The 17619-nt window shown below is 71.9% G+C and carries 19 protein-coding genes; 10 read left to right on the top strand and 9 right to left on the bottom strand.

Annotation, left to right across the window (positions count from 1 at the left end; translation table 11 throughout):
• Positions 1–94 precede the first annotated feature (94 nt).
• A complete protein-coding gene (gene ung, locus ACGF2V_RS22475) occupies positions 95–778 on the top strand; it encodes a uracil-DNA glycosylase (protein WP_362620019.1) in 684 nt (227 codons plus the stop codon).
• A 263-nt stretch (positions 779–1041) separates the two neighbouring features.
• Positions 1042–1527 carry a hypothetical protein gene (locus ACGF2V_RS22470; RefSeq protein WP_362620021.1) on the top strand — a complete coding sequence of 162 codons (486 nt, stop codon included), beginning with the start codon at positions 1042–1044 and terminating at the stop codon, positions 1525–1527.
• A gap of 54 nt (positions 1528–1581) precedes the next feature.
• Here the strand turns inward: ACGF2V_RS22470 and ACGF2V_RS22465 are convergent, their stop codons facing one another.
• Positions 1582–2034, bottom strand: a complete 453-nt coding sequence (locus ACGF2V_RS22465) for a hypothetical protein (RefSeq protein WP_362707732.1) — start codon at positions 2032–2034, stop codon at positions 1582–1584.
• A 402-nt stretch (positions 2035–2436) separates the two neighbouring features.
• Between ACGF2V_RS22465 and ACGF2V_RS22460 the strand changes: the two genes are divergently transcribed.
• Entirely contained in the window at positions 2437–3336 is a 900-nt protein-coding gene (locus tag ACGF2V_RS22460) for a Gfo/Idh/MocA family oxidoreductase (protein WP_362620025.1), read from the top strand.
• 44 nt (positions 3337–3380) lie between these two features.
• Here the strand turns inward: ACGF2V_RS22460 and lnt are convergent, their stop codons facing one another.
• Together lnt and ACGF2V_RS22450 are read right to left on the bottom strand one after the other, a co-directional pair.
• A complete protein-coding gene (gene lnt, locus ACGF2V_RS22455) occupies positions 3381–5033 on the bottom strand; it encodes an apolipoprotein N-acyltransferase (protein ID WP_392912939.1) in 1653 nt (550 codons plus the stop codon).
• A gap of 127 nt (positions 5034–5160) precedes the next feature.
• The gene (locus ACGF2V_RS22450; RefSeq protein WP_362620027.1) at positions 5161–6012 is read right to left on the bottom strand and encodes a universal stress protein; all 852 of its coding nucleotides are present in this window, start codon (positions 6010–6012) and stop codon (positions 5161–5163) included.
• Positions 6013–6181: 169 nt separating this feature from the next.
• On the opposite strand from ACGF2V_RS22450, the gene ACGF2V_RS22445 reads away from it, so the two are divergent.
• Entirely contained in the window at positions 6182–6436 is a 255-nt protein-coding gene (locus ACGF2V_RS22445; RefSeq protein WP_362620029.1) for a LapA family protein, read from the top strand.
• A gap of 453 nt (positions 6437–6889) precedes the next feature.
• Here the strand turns inward: ACGF2V_RS22445 and ACGF2V_RS22440 are convergent, their stop codons facing one another.
• Positions 6890–7564, bottom strand: a complete 675-nt coding sequence (locus tag ACGF2V_RS22440) for a right-handed parallel beta-helix repeat-containing protein (protein ID WP_362707735.1) — start codon at positions 7562–7564, stop codon at positions 6890–6892.
• Positions 7565–7657: 93 nt separating this feature from the next.
• On the opposite strand from ACGF2V_RS22440, the gene ACGF2V_RS22435 reads away from it, so the two are divergent.
• The gene (locus ACGF2V_RS22435) at positions 7658–8419 is read left to right on the top strand and encodes a hypothetical protein (RefSeq protein WP_362707737.1); all 762 of its coding nucleotides are present in this window, start codon (positions 7658–7660) and stop codon (positions 8417–8419) included.
• Between the two features lie 14 nt (positions 8420–8433).
• Here ACGF2V_RS22435 and ACGF2V_RS22430 read toward each other — a convergent pair whose 3' ends face one another.
• Together ACGF2V_RS22430 and ACGF2V_RS22425 are read right to left on the bottom strand one after the other, a co-directional pair.
• Positions 8434–9306, bottom strand: coding sequence for an undecaprenyl-diphosphate phosphatase (locus ACGF2V_RS22430; protein ID WP_362620035.1), 873 nt, complete (start codon positions 9304–9306; stop codon positions 8434–8436).
• 259 nt (positions 9307–9565) lie between these two features.
• On the bottom strand, positions 9566–10279 hold the full coding sequence (locus ACGF2V_RS22425) for a VTT domain-containing protein (RefSeq protein ID WP_362707739.1): 714 nt from the start codon (positions 10277–10279) through the stop codon (positions 9566–9568).
• A 221-nt stretch (positions 10280–10500) separates the two neighbouring features.
• Here ACGF2V_RS22425 and ACGF2V_RS22420 point away from each other — a divergent pair, with 221 nt between their 5' ends.
• The 4 genes from ACGF2V_RS22420 (at position 10501) to ACGF2V_RS22405 (ending at position 13692) form a co-directional block, all read left to right on the top strand.
• Positions 10501–10641 carry a hypothetical protein gene (locus ACGF2V_RS22420; protein ID WP_362707742.1) on the top strand — a complete coding sequence of 47 codons (141 nt, stop codon included), beginning with the start codon at positions 10501–10503 and terminating at the stop codon, positions 10639–10641.
• 92 nt (positions 10642–10733) lie between these two features.
• Positions 10734–11903, top strand: coding sequence for an elongation factor Tu (gene tuf / locus ACGF2V_RS22415; RefSeq protein ID WP_362707745.1), 1170 nt, complete (start codon positions 10734–10736; stop codon positions 11901–11903).
• Positions 11904–11978: 75 nt separating this feature from the next.
• Positions 11979–12824 carry a patatin-like phospholipase family protein gene (locus ACGF2V_RS22410; RefSeq protein ID WP_362620041.1) on the top strand — a complete coding sequence of 282 codons (846 nt, stop codon included), beginning with the start codon at positions 11979–11981 and terminating at the stop codon, positions 12822–12824.
• Positions 12825–12846: 22 nt separating this feature from the next.
• Positions 12847–13692, top strand: a complete 846-nt coding sequence (locus tag ACGF2V_RS22405) for a fused MFS/spermidine synthase (RefSeq protein ID WP_362620043.1) — start codon at positions 12847–12849, stop codon at positions 13690–13692.
• Here the strand turns inward: ACGF2V_RS22405 and ACGF2V_RS22400 are convergent.
• Positions 13654–14964 (bottom strand): MFS transporter, encoded by a 1311-nt coding sequence (locus ACGF2V_RS22400; protein WP_362620044.1) that lies wholly within the window; start codon positions 14962–14964, stop codon positions 13654–13656. The genes ACGF2V_RS22405 and ACGF2V_RS22400 overlap by 39 nt on opposite strands.
• Before the next feature lie 89 nt (positions 14965–15053).
• On the bottom strand, positions 15054–16082 hold the full coding sequence (locus ACGF2V_RS22395; protein WP_362620045.1) for a hypothetical protein: 1029 nt from the start codon (positions 16080–16082) through the stop codon (positions 15054–15056).
• A gap of 174 nt (positions 16083–16256) precedes the next feature.
• Between ACGF2V_RS22395 and ACGF2V_RS22390 the strand changes: the two genes are divergently transcribed.
• Complete coding sequence (locus tag ACGF2V_RS22390) at positions 16257–16709, top strand: DUF4442 domain-containing protein (RefSeq protein WP_362620046.1); 453 nt, start codon at positions 16257–16259, stop codon at positions 16707–16709.
• A 220-nt stretch (positions 16710–16929) separates the two neighbouring features.
• On the opposite strand, the gene ACGF2V_RS22385 is transcribed toward ACGF2V_RS22390, so the two are convergent.
• Positions 16930–17472, bottom strand: coding sequence for a gamma carbonic anhydrase family protein (locus ACGF2V_RS22385; protein WP_362707748.1), 543 nt, complete (start codon positions 17470–17472; stop codon positions 16930–16932).
• Positions 17473–17619 lie beyond the last annotated feature (147 nt).

The raw sequence follows: 17619 nt of genomic DNA, 5'->3' as shown, positions 1-17619 counted from the left end.
CCGGTCGCGGCACCAGGGGCTTGCCCGGCCCGTTGTCAGTGGTCCCCGGTAGGTTCTCGGATGAAGAACGTATTACTTACCGGAGGTTGTCGACGTGACCTACACCGACCTGCTGCCCGAGTCCTGGCGCGGCGTCCTCGGCGAGGAGCTGGAGAAGCCGTACTTCAAGGAGCTCACCGAGTTCGTCGAGGAGGAGCGGGCCAAGGGGCCGGTCTACCCGCCGCGCGACCAGGTGTTCGCGGCCTTGGAGGCCACGCCGTACGAGAAGGTGAAGGTCCTCGTCCTCGGCCAGGACCCCTACCACGGGGAGGGGCAGGGGCACGGGCTGTGCTTCTCCGTGCGACCGGGCGTGAAGACACCGCCGTCCCTCCGGAACATCTACAAGGAGATGAAGGAGGAGCTCGGCCTGCCGGTCCCGGACAACGGCTATCTGATGCCGTGGGCCGAGCAGGGCGTGCTCCTGCTCAACGCGGTGCTCACGGTGCGCGCGGGCGAGGCCAACTCGCACAAGGGCAAGGGCTGGGAGAAGTTCACCGACGCGGTGATCCGCGCGGTCGCCTCCCGCCGCGACCCGGCCGTCTTCGTGCTCTGGGGCAACTACGCCCAGAAGAAGCTGCCGTTGATCGACGAGACGCGCCACGCGGTGGTGAAGGGCGCGCACCCGTCGCCGCTCTCCGCCAAGAAGTTCTTCGGCTCCCGTCCGTTCACGCAGATCAACGCGGCGATCGCGGCGCAGGGGCACGAGGCCGTCGACTGGCGCATCCCCGACCTGGGCTGACAGCGCGGCCCCGCCCGGGGCCGAAGGCCGCCGTCCGGCGGACCGGTCGGCCGCGCCCGCCCGGCCCCGGGAACGGCGGCCCCGCCGCCTCGGGGGGAGAGCCACCGTGCGCGGCCCCGGCAGGGGAACGCTCCTGCGCCGCGCGACGACCGGTGACGCCCGCACCGGGCGCCGCGCGCGTTGATCCACGAAGATCCGCGAAGATCCGTCGGGCAGGCCCTAGCGTTCGACGGGGAACGGGTGGACCGGACGAGGAGGCCGCGGTGACCGAGCAGCGGGAGGCGTCGCCGGACGCCGTCATGACCAGGATCGGCCAGGCGATCATGCTGCTGCACGGCGGCGACCGGGAAGAGGCCCGCAATCGTTTCGGGGTTCTCTGGTCGGAGATCGGCGAGGACGGCGACGCCCTGCACCGGTGCACCCTCGCCCACTACATGGCCGACACCCAGGACGACCCCGGCGACGAACTGGCCTGGGACCTCAGGGCCCTGACGGCGGCCGACAGCCTGACCGGCGAGCGCGTGGCGCAGCACTCCGACGCGCTCGCGGTGCGGGTCCTGTATCCGTCGCTCCACCTCAACCTCGCGGCGGACTACGTGAAGCTCCAGCGGCCCGACGAGGCCCGGACCCATCTGAACCAGGCGCGCGCCGCCTCCGGAGTGCTCGCGGAGGACGGGGCGGACGACGGGTACGGCGGAGGGGTCCGCGCCGCGATCGCGCGGCTGGAGCTGAGAGTGCGGGAGATGTGAGCGGGGCGTTCCTCCGGTGCCGACGGACCGCCCGCTCGTCGTGCGCGCCCGGGATCAGCGGCCGTAGGCCGCGTCGCAGATGCGGGACTGCGGGCTGTCGGCCGGCCAGTGACCGTACCCCCGTCCGAGCGCGCAGACGTCCCGCCCGGTGACCGGGGCGGGCAGCGCCGGTACGGGTGCGGACACGACGGGCGGGGTCTGGCGCGGGCGGTGGCGCACCGCGCCGGTGTGCTTCCGCTGCCGGGGAGGGTGCGGTGCGGCCCGGCGCGCGTCCGGCGGCGAGCCGTGCGAGGGGGAGGACGAGGCGGCGGACGGACCGGCGCCCGGCTCGACGGCCAGGCTGTCATGGACCGGTGGCCGCGCGATCCGGGGTGCCGGGTCCGGGGACGGCCTGCTGTTCCCCGGCCGGGGCGGAACGTCCGGCTGCGGCGTCACGGACACGCAGCCGGACAGCGTCGCGACCGCCACACCGGCCAGGAGCTTCACGATGGTTCTGGTTCGTTGCACCCGATCAACTCTGCTGTGCCGTCGCGGTGCCGGGTGAGCCGGGAAGCCGGGATTGGCCCGCACGAGTGACGCCGGTCGGCGCAACGTCCCCGCGGCCCGCTGCGTCACCCCTTCGGTTCCCGCGCCGGACGGATCGGTCGTCCCGCCGGCGCCGCGGCGCGGGCCCTCCGTGACGACGTGGACCACCTGATCGACGTCCTCCCGGCCCGACACCGCGGCGGCGCCCCGGTGCTCCTTCCGGAGACGTCGGCCCCGTGCCTCGCCCGTGGGACGGCGGGGCCTGCGTGCCGCCGCGCACGTATGCTGCCCCGACGAAGCCACGCGCGGGACCGGCCGGGGCGGGCACCGGGCCCCCGCGTGAACGCCGGGCAGGACGGCGCCGCACACTGAGAGGGAGTCCCCGTGAAGGTCGGATGCATCGGGCTCGGCGACATCGCGCAGAAGGCGTATCTGCCGGTTCTGGCCGCTCTTCCCGGGATCGAGCTGCACGTGCAGACCCGCACCCCGGCCACCCTGTCCGCGGTCGCCCAGGCCCACCGGATCCCCGCCGGGCAGTGTCACGCGGACCTCGATTCCCTGATCGCCCAGGGACTGGACGCGGCGTTCGTGCACGCACCCACCGCCGTACACCCGGAGATCGTGGGCCGACTGCTGGTGGCGGGGGTCGCGACGTACGTCGACAAGCCGCTGGCGTATGAACTGGCCGACTCCGAAAGGCTGGTGGACCTCGCCGAGGAGCGCGTCACGAGCCTCGCCGTCGGTTTCAACCGTCGGGTCGCGCCCTGCTACGCGCAGTGCGCCGAGCACCCGCGCGAACTGATCCTCATGCAGAAGAACCGGGTCGGCCTGCCCGAGGACCCGCGCACCATGGTGCTCGACGACTTCATCCACGTCGTCGACACCCTGCGCTTCCTGGCCCCGGGGACGATCGAGCACGTCGTCGCGCACGCCAGGATTGTCGACGGTCTGATGCACCACGTCGTGCTGCACCTGTCCGGCGAGGGCTTCACCGCCGTCGGCACGATGAACCGGCGCAGCGGGTCGACCGAGGAACGCCTGGAGGTCTCGGGCCAGGACACCAAGCGCGAGGTCCTCGACCTCGCGCAGGTGATCGACCACAAGGGGCAGCCGAGCGTGCGGCGGCGGGGCGACTGGGTGCCGGTGGCCCGTCAGCGCGGCATCGAGCAGTGCGTGCTGGCCTTCCTGGACGCCGTGCGGGCCGGAACGGTGCTCAGCGCCCGGGACGCCCTGCGGACGCACGAGCTGTGCGAGCGCGTCCTGCGCGATCTCGGCTGCGCCTGACCGGGCCGTACCCGGCACGCCCCTGCTCCCGTACGCCCTCTCGGCTATCGGTCGGTCTGCGGCGACGCCGCGCCGGACCCGTCGGAACGGGCGTCCCGGTCACGCCTCCTCATGGCCCGTACGCCGACGAACGCCGCGTACACGACCAGGACGGCCGCCGCACCCGCCACCGGCCAGTCGCCCCACCGGACGTACAGGGTGGTGCCCGACGCCAGCGGTACGTCGAACACCTCGGCCCCGCTGGTGCCCGTCCCGAGCGGCGTGCCGATCCGCTCGCCCCGGGGACCGTACGCCGCGCTGACGCCGGTGAGCGTGGCGTGCACCACCGGGCGGCCGTTCTCGGCGGCCCGCAGTGCCCCCAGCGCGGCGTGCTGCTCGGGTGCCCAGCTGTGCTGGAACGTCGAGGTCGACGACTGGACGACCAGCAGGTGCGCACCGTCCCGGGTCAGCCGTCGGCTCATGTCGGGGAAGGCGGACTCGAAGCAGATCAGCGGCCCGAATCGCAGCCCTCTGCCGTGCACCGCGTCGGGAAGGAACATCGTCACCGGACGGCTGCCCCGGAGCCGGTCCTCACCTGCCGCGCGGCCCACGGACGTGACCCAGCCGAGCAGTGAGCGGGCAGGGACGTACTCACCGAACGGCACCAGCCGCATCTTGTCGTAACGATCCCCGGTCAGCCCGTCCGGACCCACCAGCATCGCGGACTTGAAGATCCCCGTCCGGCCGGATCCGTCGTTCTGCCGGGCGTCCGCGTTGATCAGCACGTCCGCGCCCACCCGGCGCGAGAGCGCCGCGATCCGGGCGGTGACGTCCGGATGCCGGGCCGGATCCACACCGACGCTGCTCTCGCCCCACACGACCAGATCGAGGCCGCGCCCCGCCAGCGACGCGGTCAGTCGCTCACCGGCCGCGAGGCGCCGGTCGACGCTGTGCGGGCTCGTGATCACTCCGGGCTGCACCACGGCGATCCTCGCCACGCCCGACGGCTGGGGCTGCGGTGCCCACCTCGCCACCGCCCCCGTCGACAGGGCGCACAGCGCGATGCCGGCGACACCGACCGTCCGCACGGCACCGGAGACGAACAGCAGCACGACGGCGGTGTTCACCGCGACCACCAGGAGGCTCACCAGCCACACACCGCCGACCGAGGCCACGCGGAGTACCGGGGCCACCTCCCACTGGCTCGCTCCCAGCAGCCCCCAGGGGCCGCCGAGCCCCTGCCAGGAACGGACCGTCTCGATCAGCAGCCAGCCGCACGGCACCACGACGACGGCGGCCGCGGCCGCCGCGGCGGACACCGTGCCATGCAACAGCCGGAAGACCACCAGGCCCCACGGCGCCCACAGCAGCCCGAGAAGAGCCGCCAGGACCACGAGGAACACATGCAGGTTCGGCAGCAGCCAGTGGTGCAGGGCGAGCAGGAACCCCGCCCCGCCGAGCCAGCCGTCGAGCGCGGCCCGGCGCCCTGTACCGGCCGACCGGATCAGCAGCAACCACGGCACCAGGGCCACGTAGGCCGACCACCAGAGGGAAGGGGCCGGGAAGGCGAGCGCGGGCAGCGCACCGGCGAGCAGCGCGAGACACCCGCGCCACCGGGCGGACCGCAGCATGGGCTCCCACCGGCCGTGCCGCTCCTGCCCCTCGTCCGGGCCGTGCAACCGTCCGTACCGCTCGCGCCGACCGGTCGGAACCCGCATGCCGCGCCTCCTCGTCCCGCCTGGTCAGCAGTCTCGCCCCGGGACCGCCGTTTCCGCAGTTCTTCCCCGGTGCCGCGCGGCGGAAGCGCGACGGGCGGGCCCGCCCCGGCCCGGCAGTCGGCCGTGATCAGCAGGGCACGACGGCCACCGGACCGAGCGCGTGGCTGAGCGTGGTCTGGGCGACGGGGGAGAGGCCGAGCCCCAGCGACTCGCCGCCCCTGCGCCGCCCGATCACCGTCAGGGCGGCCGTGGCCGACGCCGTGACGAGCGCGCGCGAGGCCGATCCGCCGACGGCCTCCCTGATGACATCGACCTGCGGGTTCTGCTCCCGCCGGCCCGCGGTGAGTTCGGCGAGGGTCCGCTCGGCCGAGGCCGCCGCGGCGTCCCGGTCGAAGACGGGACCGCCGGACAGCATCGACGAGACCATCGTCCAGCCGTGCACGATCCGCAGCCGCGCACCGGGCCGGGCGGCGGCCGCCGCGAAGGCGAACTCCAGCACCGCCTCACTGCTCTCGTCGGCGGCCACGCCCGCGACGACGTCCCGAAGACCCTCCTCCCTGTCACCCTCCGGCGGCGCGCCGTGCACGACGACCACGGGACACTTGGCCATCGAGGCGATCGCCATGCTGTTGGACCCGAGCAGCAGCGCCCGGAAACCGCCCAGCCCGCGCGAGCCGACGACCACCAGCGAGGCGTCACGGCTGAGCGAGGTGAGCGCCGCCGCGGGGAAGTCCATCGGTGTGAGCGTCGTCGGATGCAGGTCCGGAGCGATCCGGGAAACCCTCCGCACACACTGGGCGAGCAGCTCCTCCGCCTCGCGCTGCTGCGTCGCCTCGGCGGAGTGCGGGGCCGGCGTCCGGGCATGCACGACGACGAGCGCGAGCCCCCGCCGGACGGCCTCACGGGCGGCCCAGTCGAGGGCTTCGAGGCTGTGCGACGAGCCGTCGACGGCTGCGATCACGGGAGGCTCGTTGGTCATGGTGTTTCCCTCCGACATCTGTGGTACTCGTCCCAGGCTGGTACGCACCCACACCGTACGGCAGGGACTTTCGGCCCCAACCGGCCCGCGAGGTCCGGATCCGCGCCCCCGGGAACGGCAAAATGTGAACTTTTGGTACCAAACGCCTGAATGGCTTGATACTGGGACCATGGCACAGAAAACGTCTCCGCCTCACACCCCGGCGACTCTTTCCGTGAAGGGCCGGGACATACGGATCCGTACGATCGGGATCGTGGTGCTGACGGTCGCCGCGATCTGGTTCATCGCCGCGAACACGGTGTCCGTGGCCGTCAGGCTGTGGATTCCCGTCGTCGTCCTGCCGCTCTGGACGGTGCTGACCGTGACCCTGCTGGCCGGAATGGTCCTGGGAGCGCTCATCGTCCGTCGCCGGGCCAGGCGCTGAATCCGCCGAGGGTGCGCCCGACCCGTGGTGGTCACTGTCGGTACGGCGATCTTCCCCAGGGCCCCGTCTTCGCGCTGCCGCCCGCCGTGCGACGCCCGGCCGCGTCCCCGAGCTCTCGGCCTTGATCGACGCGGCGCTCTCCGTCTTCTCGGAGTCGTCCGCGTCCGGCCCGCACGCAGACGATTCCGTCCCGCACGAGCGACGTCCTGCGCCCCGCGATCGCACGCTCCGGACGCCGTTCGGGCCCGCCAGGGGCCGGGTTGGGTGAAGGAGGTGTGGCCGTGCGCGGAAGGCTCGCGGCGGTCCGTGGAGCCTGGCTCGTCTTCGGGGACGAAGCCGGAATGGACGGCTGTCTCGCCGAAACCGGCCTGACCATCAGACCCACCTGAACAGCAGCACGACACCACGAGTTCAACCTCAGTAGTTGCCGGGGCAATGGTCGGCGTGCCGAGGTCAGAGCTTCTTGTTGCCGCCCTTGTTGACGATGCTCGCCTTCGTGCAGTGGCCCCAGGTGACCTCGCCTTTCTTGGTCCAGCCGCCCCACTTGATCAGCGAAATACCCTTGCCGTAATAGCCGATTCCGTACTTGTTGTTCTTGAAGACGTTGCCGCTCCCGCAGGCTTCGCCCTTTGCCGGGTCGCGCCACTCGCTGAACATGGCGTATGTGCCGGACTTGGTGAAGGTGTTCCCGCTGACGGTGTTGTTGCTGCTGCGGTCCCTGATCCTGACGGGGTCGCCGCTGATGGATGAGAACTTGTTGCTTGTGATGGTGCTGCCCGAGGTCCTGACCAGGTAGACCCCGTGCATCTTCCCCCTGTTCTTCAGGTTGGAGAAGTTGTTCTTCGTGATCACGATTTTGGAGGAGTTCAGCACATGGACCCCGCCGAAGCCGTCGGGGCCGCTGAGATTCTTGAACGTGTTCCCGGTGATCTTGACGTTCGAGACGTTCTTGAGTCGGATGGCGTTCTGGTGGCCGGAGAAGGTCTTACCGCTGATGGTGAAGCCGCCGGGGCCGCCATCGATGCATAGCTGGTAGTCGCCCTTGGGGCATGTGACCTGCCCCGGATACTTGGCAGTTGTCGTACCGGCTGCGGCTGGGGTGGTTCCTGCGATACCCAGAGCGGCCACTACGGTGACGGCGGCGAGAGTAGTGCGAATAGCCTTTGCGCGCATGCTCAACATCCCATCACTGTTTGTGATTCGGACAGATTCGTACGCCCGGTGGCTTCGCTGAGAAGCGGCCGACGTGTCTCCGCTGTCCGTGTTGCCGCCCAGATCCTTGCCGCAGGGCGTGAGGAAGTGCAATGCCTTTCGGTTGTCGCCGAAGTGGCTGGCGCGGGCCTTGGGATCGATGCAGTCGCTGTTTTGGGCTGGACTCGTCAATCCAGCCCCTTGGGAGGGACCGTGGCCGGCGTCTGTGCGTGCGGCGAGTACTTCGATGTCGACCACACCGGTGAACTCTGCCCGAATCCAGGCCCGATGGGACTCGGGCAGGTCCTGGTACACAAGACGCCGGGGACGATTCAATTCCGCAAGGCGGACTATCCGTGGTTGGCACGGGTCCGCGTCCGTGCTCAGGCGCGCGGTGGCGGGTCGGCCGGTGCCGCGGTCGCGGCCAACGAGCTGATTGCCAGGGCTGGTGCGAGCGGCGGTGGATACGCCGAATCGTTGATCGAAGTCAGGGCCCTCTTCGACGTCGAGACCATCGTGGTGGGGGCCGGCGGTACGGGCGGAGCCGGTAACAGCCCAGGGGCCACCGGTGGGGCGTCGAGCTTCGGTGGCGTGGTCACCGGGGCCGGCGGGAATCCCGGCTCCGACGGCATGGAACCCGGCACCTCGAACACCACCGTCGACGGCGTGGCCGCGCCAGGCGGCGGGGCCGGGCAGCTCCTGATCACCGCGAAACCTTCCCCGGTGGCCGTCACCAGCAGCACCTGCATCACCTTGTCCGGGGACGGTACGGAATGTGCTGGATCATGCTAGACGTGGAGACTTGGTCAGCCTGCGGATTCGCCCGCGTGCGGGCTCAGAACCCCCGCGCCGACCAGGACGAAGAGCAGGATGCCCAAAATGATCCGATAGATCACGAAGGGCATGAAGCTCTTGGTCGTGATGAACTTCATGAACCAGGCGATGACGGCGTACCCCACGCCGAACGCGATCACCGTGGCGAAGATCGTCGGTCCCCATGACACATGTCCCTCGCCCGCGTCCTTCAACTCGAAGACGCCGGAGGCCAGCACCGCCGGAATCGCCAGCAGGAACGAGTAGCGGGCGGCCGCCTCGCGGGTGTACCCCATCAGCAGACCGCCGCTGATGGTGGCGCCGGAGCGGGAGACGCCCGGGATCAGCGCCATCGCCTGGCAGAAACCGAAGATCAGGCCGTCCTTGACGCCGAGTTCCCGGAGCGTCTTGCGTTCCCTGCCGGCCCGGTGCCTCCCGCCCGCCTCGTCGCGGGCGGCGAGACGGTCCGCGAAGCCGAGGACGATGCCCATCACGATCAGCGTGGTGGCGATCAGCCGCAGGTCGCGGAAAGGCCCCTCGATCTGGTCCTTGAGCGTCACACCGAGCACACCGATGGGGATGGAGCCCACGATGACCAGCCAGCCCATCCGGGCGTCGTGATCGCCGCGCATCGACCGGTCGAACAGCGAACGGCACCAGGCCGAGACGATCCGGGCGATGTCCTTGCGGAAGTAGATGAGGACCGCCGCCTCCGTGCCGATCTGGGTGATGGCGGTGAACGCCGCGCCCGGATCGTGCCACCCGGCGAACGCCGCGGTGAGCCGCAGATGCGCGCTGGAGGAGATCGGCAGAAACTCGGTCAGTCCCTGAACGAGGCCCAGGACGAACGATTCGAACCAGCTCATGGGCTTTGGCCATCCCGGAGGTGATCATGCATCGGTCGACGGCCCTGAATGCCGTCGGAAACATGCGGATTTTTTGGTCGAATGAGGGCAGGGGTGTACCAGGCCCGGAAAACTTCGGTCGATCGCGGGCAGGGTATCGCTCCCAGATGAACGGGATGACCCGTACCCCGCCGTCGGGGGCGACCGGGCTCCGGCGCGCAGAGCCCCGGGCCACGCCGAGGGGCGCGCTCCGGGCCGCTCGGCGGGGGAGCGCCCCGCGTCACCGGGCGGAGAGGCGGTGCCGCCTGCGCCAGGCGACGACGGCCGCGCCGAGTCCCGTGAGCACGATGAAACCCGTCGCCGCCAGGAACGCGGGCGACGCCGGTGAGGCCGCCTCACTGCCCGCGACGACGTACGCGGCGGTGTTCGGCACCGAGCCCAGCCCGGTCGCCAGCAGGAACGCCGGGCAGCTCATGCGCGAGACCGCCGCGCAGTAGTTGGACGCCGCGAACGGCACACCGGGGAACAGCCGCAGCGCCAGCACCGAGCGGAATCCGTGCCGGCTCAGCTGACCGTCCGCCGCCCTCAGCCAGCGTCCCCGCAGCAGCGTGCGGAGCGCGTCCTGCCCGAGCACCCTGCCCAGCGCGAACGAGATGCCCGCGCCGAGGACCGTGCCCGCCAGCGCGGCGGCCAGCCCCGCCTGCGAACCGAAGAGCGCTCCGGCGGCGAGGTTGAGCAGCGGCCGTGGGACGAACGCCACCGTGCACGCCCCGTACGCCACGGCGAACAGCACCACCGCGGCGCCGCCCCCGCCGGCCCGGCCCGACCATCCGGTGGTGAGCAGCCGCTGGGGCTCGAAGAGCAGCATCGTCGCGGCGGCGGCCAGCAGCACCACCACGAGCAGTGAGAACCGGGACCAGGGCGAGAGCAGCGCCCTCGTGCAGCGCACGGCGAGGCCGTCGGCGGGCCGGGCGGCGGGGGCGGGGTCGAGCATGCGGGGAGACTAACCGACCCCGTGCGCGACGACGGTCCGAACTCCCGTGAACGGACCGCCCCGCGAAGAGGGGCCGGACCCCCGTCCACGGACCGCCGTCCCCACCGGAGGGTCCACGGCACGACCTGCGGAGAACCGGTGGGCAGGGCCACCAAGGCCGGCCGGAGAACTGCCGGAAAACCGGTCGACGCCGACGCGTGTCCCCGGACATCATCGGGCCCATGGTCCGGCACGCCTTCCTCGCAGCGCCGTCCGCAGTCGCGGACGCGCCGAAGGCTGCCGTGCACTCCCTCATCGCGACGGCAGCTGTCGCGGCGGCGCCCGCCGCGTCCGTGGCTCCCTTCGACGGCGCCCGAAGCTGACCCTCCCCCGACAGTCCGGCGGACCCCGCAAGGGGAGGGTCGGCAGGGCCCCGGGGTCTTCTTCTCGGCATCGAGATTCCAAGGAAAGAGCCATGTCCAAGACGGCATACGTCCGCACCAAGCCCCACCTCAACATCGGCACCATGGGCCACGTCGACCACGGCAAGACCACGTTGACCGCCGCCATCACCAAGGTCCTCAGTGAGCGCGGAACCGGCACGTTCGTCCCGTTCGACCGGATCGACCGGGCGCCGGAGGAGAGCCGCCGAGGCATCACGATCACCATCGCGCACGTCGAGTACGAGACCGACACCCGCCACTACGCCCATGTCGACATGCCCGGACACGCCGACTACATCAAGAACATGGTCACCGGAGCCGCCCAGCTCGACGGCGCGATCCTCGTCGTCTCCGCGCTCGACGGGATCATGCCGCAGACCGCCGAGCACGTCCTGCTGGCCCGTCAGGTCGGCGTCGACCACATCGTCGTCGCGCTCAACAAGGCGGACGCGGGCGACCCCGAACTGACCGACCTCGTCGAGCTGGAGGTCCGTGAACTGCTCACCGCGCACGGCTACGGAGGCGAATCCGTCCCCGTCGTACGGGTGTCCGGTCTGAAGGCCCTGGAGGGCGACCCGCGCTGGACCGCGGCCGTCGAGGCGCTCCTGGACGCGGTCGACACGTACGTGCCGGTGCCGGTGCGCTACACGGACGCGCCGTTCCTGCTGCCGGTCGAGAACGTCCTGACCATCACCGGCCGCGGCACCGTCGTCACCGGGGCCGTCGAGCGAGGCACGGTGCGGGTCGGCGACCGGGTGACGGTACTGGGGCCGGACGTCGGGACGGTCGTCACCGGCCTGGAGACCTTCGGCAAGCCGATGGAGTCCGCCGAGGCCGGGGACAACGTGGCCCTGCTGCTGCGCGGGATCGAGCGCGACCGGGTCCGCCGCGGTCATGTCGTCGCGGCCCCCGGCAGCGTGACGCCCCGTCGCCGCTTCACGGCCCACGTCTACGTCCTGACCGCCCGCGAGGGCGGCCGCAGCACCCCGGTCACCACCGGCTACCGGCCGCAGTTCTACATCCGCACCGCGGACGTCGTCGGCGACATCGACCTCGGCCCGGTGGCGGTGGCGCGCCCCGGCGACACGGTCGACGTGACCGTCGAACTGGGCCGTGACGTACCGCTGGAGACCGGACTCGGCTTCGCGATCCGCGAGGGCGGCCGCACCGTCGGCGCGGGCACCGTCACCGCGGTGCTCTGACGTCCGCGCCGGCCGGGGCCCGTCTGCCTCACCCCGGGGCAGACGGGCCACGTGCCGTGAGCAAGACTTGACGGCATGGCAGACACAGCACTGGTACTCGGTGCCGGGGGCGTCACCGGCAGCGCCTGGGAGACCGGCATTCTGCACGGGCTCGCGGAAGCGGGAGCGGACCTGAGCACCGCCGACCTGATCATCGGCAGTTCGGCGGGCGCGGTGGTCGGCGCGCAACTGGCCTCCGGGGCGCTCGGTCTCGCGGAACTCTACGAACTCCAGCTCACCGATCCGGAGGGCATGACCGGCGGACGGCTCGGCGTGGCGGCGCTCCTGCGCTACACGGGGGCCGTGCTGTCCGCACGCACGCCCGAGGCGTACGGCCGCAAGCTGGCGGGGATCGCCCGCCGGTCCAGGACCGGCGTCACGGCGGAGGAACGGCGCGCCGCGATCGCCGACCGCCTCCCCTCGTCCGACTGGCCCGAGCGCCCCCTCCTCGTGACCGCGGTCGACGCGGTCACGGGCGAGCTCCACACCTTCGACAGCGGCGGCGGGGTGCCGCTCGTGGACGCCGTCACCGCGAGCTGCGCCGTCCCGGCGGTCTGGCCCGTCGCCACCGCGGGCGGCCGGTCGTGGATCGACGGCGGCGTGCACTCCCCGGCCAACGCCCAGCTCGCCGAGGGCTACGGGCGCGTCGTCGTCATCGCCCCGACGGCGAGCGGAAACAAGGTGATCGCCTCGCCGCGCTCGCAGGCGGCCCGGCTCGCCTCACGGGGTGCCCGCGTCGAGGTCATCACCCCGGACCCGGCGGCGAAGCGCGCCTTCGGCCGCAACCCCCTGGACCCGAGCCGCAGGGCGGCGGCGGCCCGAGCCGGACTGGCCCAGGCGGCGGCGCACGCCGACGCCGTCGCCGCAGTCGTGAGCAGGTGACCCGGCACCCCACAATGGGAGGGTGAACGAGCCCATACCCGTCGTCCGGGACGTGGACCAGGGAACCGCCAGACTCCTCCCCGACGTGGACCGGGAGAGGGCCTGGCTGCTCACCGTCGACGGCGCACCCCAGTCCTACGTCGACCTCGACGCGCCCGAACATCTCGAATTCGAGTACGTGCGGCGGCTCGCCCACGTCGTGGACCTGGCCGCGGCGCCGGGCGCGCCGCTCGACGTGCTCCACCTCGGCGGCGGCGCCCTCACACTGCCCCGTTACGTCGCCGCGACCAGGCCCGGCTCACGGCAAGGGGTCGCCGAGGCGGACCTCGGCCTCCTCGCCCTGGTCGCCGAACACCTCCCGGTCCCCGACGGCGCAGGGATCACCGTGCACGGCACCGACGCCCGCGGCCTGCTGGAACGGACTCCGCCCGGCTCCGTCGACCTCCTCGTCGCGGACGTCTTCGGCGGCACCCGGGTGCCCGCCCACCTCACCACCATCGAGTACGCGTGGGCCGCCCGCCGGGCGCTGCGCGACGGCGGGACCTACGCCGCCAACCTCGCGGACGGCGCCCCCTTCGACTTCCTCCGCTCCCAACTGGCCACCTTCGGGGCCGTCTTCGAGGAGCTCGCACTGATCGCCGAGCCCGCCGTGCTGCGCGGCCGGCGCTTCGGCAACGCCGTACTCGTGGCCTCCCGGCACCCGGTCGACACCGAGGCACTGACGCGCCGCTGCGCCGCAGACGTGTTTCCCGCCCGGGTCGAGCACGGTCCGGCGCTCACCCGGTTCACCGGGGCCGCCCGGCCGGTCGGGGACGGCGAGGCGGTCGCCTCACCCGAGCCTCCCGACGGCGCCTTCGGGATCGGCTGAGACCGGCTCGTTGCGAGCCACCGCCCCTGCCGCCCCGGTGGCGGCACGGGTCATCCGGCGTACCTCGGGCACGCACAGCACGGCCCCGGTGACCAGCACGATCAGCGCCGCGCAGCCCCACAGCGCCTGGCTGCGCCCGACCAGGTTCTCCACCGGACCGGCGAGCGCGGTGGCGAGCGGCATCATCGCCACCGAACCGAACCAGTCGTATGCCGAGACCCGCGACAGCTTCTCCTCCGGGATCTCCTGATGCATGGTCGTCATCCACGCCACCCCGAACACCTCGATGCAGACGCCGCTGACGAACATCACCAGACAGAGGCCGGCCACGGGCAGCGGTACCGCGAGCGCCGCCGACGGCAGGGCCAGTGGGAATACGCAGAACGTGCCGATCAGCAGCATCCGACGGGGCTTCCAGCGCGTCATCAGGAACGCCCCGCCCAGCGTGCCGGCGCCGAACGCGGCGAGAGCGAACCCCCAGGGGCGGGCGCCGCCCAGCTCGTCCCGGGCCACCAGCGGCCCGTACACCGACTCGGCGGCCCCCACGGCGGCGACCACCACCGAAAACTGCGCGACGATGCTCCACAGCCACGGTCGGCCGATGAACTCCCGCCAGCCGTCCCGCAGATCGGAGAGGAGACCGCCACCCGGTTCGCGCGCCGGGATGTGGCTGACGTCCAGGAAGGCGCGCAGCGCCCCGGCCGCCGCGAAAGCCGCCGCGTCGACGGCCAGCACCCATCCAGGGTCCATGGCCGCGATCATGGCGCCGCCGAGCGCCGCACCGCCGATCGTCGCCCCCTGCATGGCCATCCGGAAGAGGGCGAAGGCCCGGCTGGCCTGCTCCCGGTCGACGCTCGACATCAGCATGCCTTCGGCAGCCGGGTTGAAGAACGCCTGCCCGGTCCCGCAGAGGGCGGTGAGCAGCATCATCTGCCACAGTTCGGGGTCGCCGGCCAGCACCAGCCAGGCGAAGGCGGCCTGCGAGACGCAGTTCAGGGCGTTCGCCGCCACCATCACCCGGTGGCGCGGCAACCGGTCCGCGACCGCCCCGCCGATCAGCAGGAAAAGCACCAGAGGTGCGACCCTTGCGGCGGCGACCAGGCCGACGTCCCCACCGTCCCCGCCGGCCTGGAGAACGGCGAACGCCGCCGCGATCAGCGCGCCATGGGTACCCAGGCCCGTGATGATCGCGGCGGCGGTCAGCAGACGGTAGTTGCGGCCGGAGCGGCGCGCGGGGAGTTCGGGGGCATCGGTGGAGGAGGTGGCGTTCACCACGGGACTATCGCCGCCGCCGCCCTGTCACGCCAACCGATTAACCGGTGAGCGCGGGGAGTGGACACCCGAAACGGCCGCGGGAGTCGTCAGGAGGACGGGACGACGTCCACCAGCCGCACGGTGCTCAGAATCTTGTCGATCGTGCTGTCCGGAAGCTCCCCGGGGACGTTGTCGGCCGCGTACAGCACCCAGGACGCGAATTCGTCCTTCTTGTTCTTGAAGGTGAAGGCGATCGTCTTCCCGTCGCTGTCGCACTTCTTGCGCTTGGTGACGTTGGGGGCGGTGGCGGTGACGACCTGGCCGGTGAGCCCCGACTTGGTGGTGTACTGCCTGGCCGGGGTGAACTTGATGGTGCTCTGCGGCATGTGCTGCGCGTATGCGCCCCACGCCCAGGTACCGGCCTCGCTGTGAGCGTTCTTGGCGGCGTCGGTGGCCCCCTGGGCGCCCCTGGTGCCGGCACTGGCCAGGCTGGATGTCTCCTCGACCCCGTCCTTGTCGGAGTCGTCCACGCACCACTTCTTCTGGAGGTACGACGGTGCGGTGAAACCGATCAGGGGCGAATGGTCGCCCTTCTTCTCGTCCTCGAAGTACGAGAACGTGCCGGGAGAGCCGACCTCCCAGTCCCCGGGCACGTCGAACTGCGTGCCCCACTTCGGGTTGGTGACGACCTTCCAGCCGGCGATGAGGGGCTTGGCGTCCTCGCCGCCGCGCGGGTTCGCCTCCGCAGAAGACGCGGACCCGGACGGCTCGGCGGGAGCCGAGGAGTTCTTGCCGTCGGCGACGTCCTTGCCCTTGTCGCCGTCCTTGTTCAGCACGACGACACCGGTGACCGCCGCCGCCGCCACGACGGCCGTGGCCGCGACGATCGCTACGACGGTGGTCTTCTTCTTGTCGTTGCCGGGCTGCGGAGCGCCGGGCGGACCGGGAACCGCGTACTGCGGAACGGTCGGCTGCTGGTACGGGTTCGGCTGCGGGTAGCCGGGCTGCTGCCCGTGTTGCTGATATCCCGGCTGCTGGTAGGGATTCGGCTGTTGGTACCCCGGCTGCTGGTACGGGTTCTGGTTCTGGTTCTGCGGGTTGTGCTCGCCCCCGGGCGGCTGCTGTCCTGGCCACATGGCTGGTAACGATAAGGGGGCCCGCCGGGTCGGCTACGCCCGCCCCCGTGAGCGGAGGGTGAAGGAAGCGGCGGGAGGGGACGGGGCACCGGGAGGGAAAGCGGAGGGAACGGGGGGAAGGGGACCGGGGGCTGGGGATGGCCAAGCGGATCTACCCGTAAGTAACATCGGACCATGAGCGCTGAACAGACGACCGTCGGCGAGATGCTCGCCGCGACGGTGCCCATGGCCCGCACCCTCCGCCTGGAGTTCCTGGAGACGACCGCCGAACGCGCGGTGGTCCGGCTGCCGGACCAGGCCGAGTACCACAACCACATCGGCGGCCCCCATGCCGGAGCGATGTTCACGCTCGCGGAATCGGCGAGCGGCGCGATCGTGCTGGCCGCCTTCGGTGACCAGTTGTCGCGTGCCGTGCCGCTGGCCGTGCGGGCGGAGATCGGTTACAAGAAGCTGGCCATGGGCGAGGTCACGGCGACGGCGACCCTGGGTCGGCCGGTGGCCGATGTCGTCGCGGAACTCGACCGCGGCGAGCGGCCCGAGTTCCCCGTGGCGATCGAGATCCGGCGGGCGGACGGCGCGGTGACCGGCGAGATGACAGTCGTCTGGACGCTGCGCCCCAACGCCTGAACCAGGGCCGCCCGTACGGGGCTGCCGCACCCTTGGTGAACGGGGGAGCGGCAGCCCCGTACGGCGTCCGCGCGGCGGGCGGATCACCGCGCCGCCGCCGGGGAATTCCCGCCCGTGGCCGGGTAGTCCGGCGGGGATTGCCGTCCGTGCCCGGGAAGTCCGGCCGGGATGGCCGCCCGCGCCCGGGAATCCGCGTCCCCGCCCCGGATCGACCCTCGGCTCACTGTGCGTCGCTGTCCTCGTGGGCCCGGCGGTGGGCCCTGGCCAGTTCGACGTAGCCCGCGGCGTTGAGCCTGATGCCCTCGTGTTCCTCCTCGGTCAACTGCCGCTTGACCTTGGCGGGGACCCCCGCGACCAGGGACCCCGGGGGCACCTCCATGCCCTGCGGCACCAGTGCCTGCGCCGCGATCAGTGAGCCCGCGCCGATCCGGGCGCCGTTGAGGACCGTGGCCCCCATGCCGACCAGGACGTCGTCCTCGACGGCGCAGCCGTGGAGCACCGCGTTGTGCCCGACCGAGACACGCTCGCCGATGGTGACGGCGAATCCGGGATCGGTGTGGACGCTGCAGTTGTCCTGGATGTTGCTGTCCGCCCCGACCACGATGGGGCCGCAGTCGGCGCGCAGCACGGCGTGGTACCAGACGCTGGAGCCCGCCGCCAGCGAGACCTCGCCGATCACGACGGACGTCGGCGCGGTGAAGGCGTCCGCGTCGACCTCCGGCCGCCTGCCGCCGATTCCCGTCACCAACGCCTGCTCTGCCATCGCCCGTTCCTCCGTGCTCGGCCGGTGCGCGCTCGCGGATGTCCGATCGCGTCGCAGGAACGGTATGCGACCGGCGACGGGCCGTCCCCGAGTGGGGTGAACATCACAGGTGGTCGCGGTGATCGGGTCGCGCGCCGCCGACTACCG

Origin of the sequence: Streptomyces sp. NPDC047982, assembly GCF_043204165.1 — a bacterium.
In the GTDB taxonomy this organism is placed as follows: Bacteria; Actinomycetota; Actinomycetes; order Streptomycetales; family Streptomycetaceae; genus Streptomyces.
This window is presented reverse-complemented; position numbering and strand designations above follow the sequence as displayed.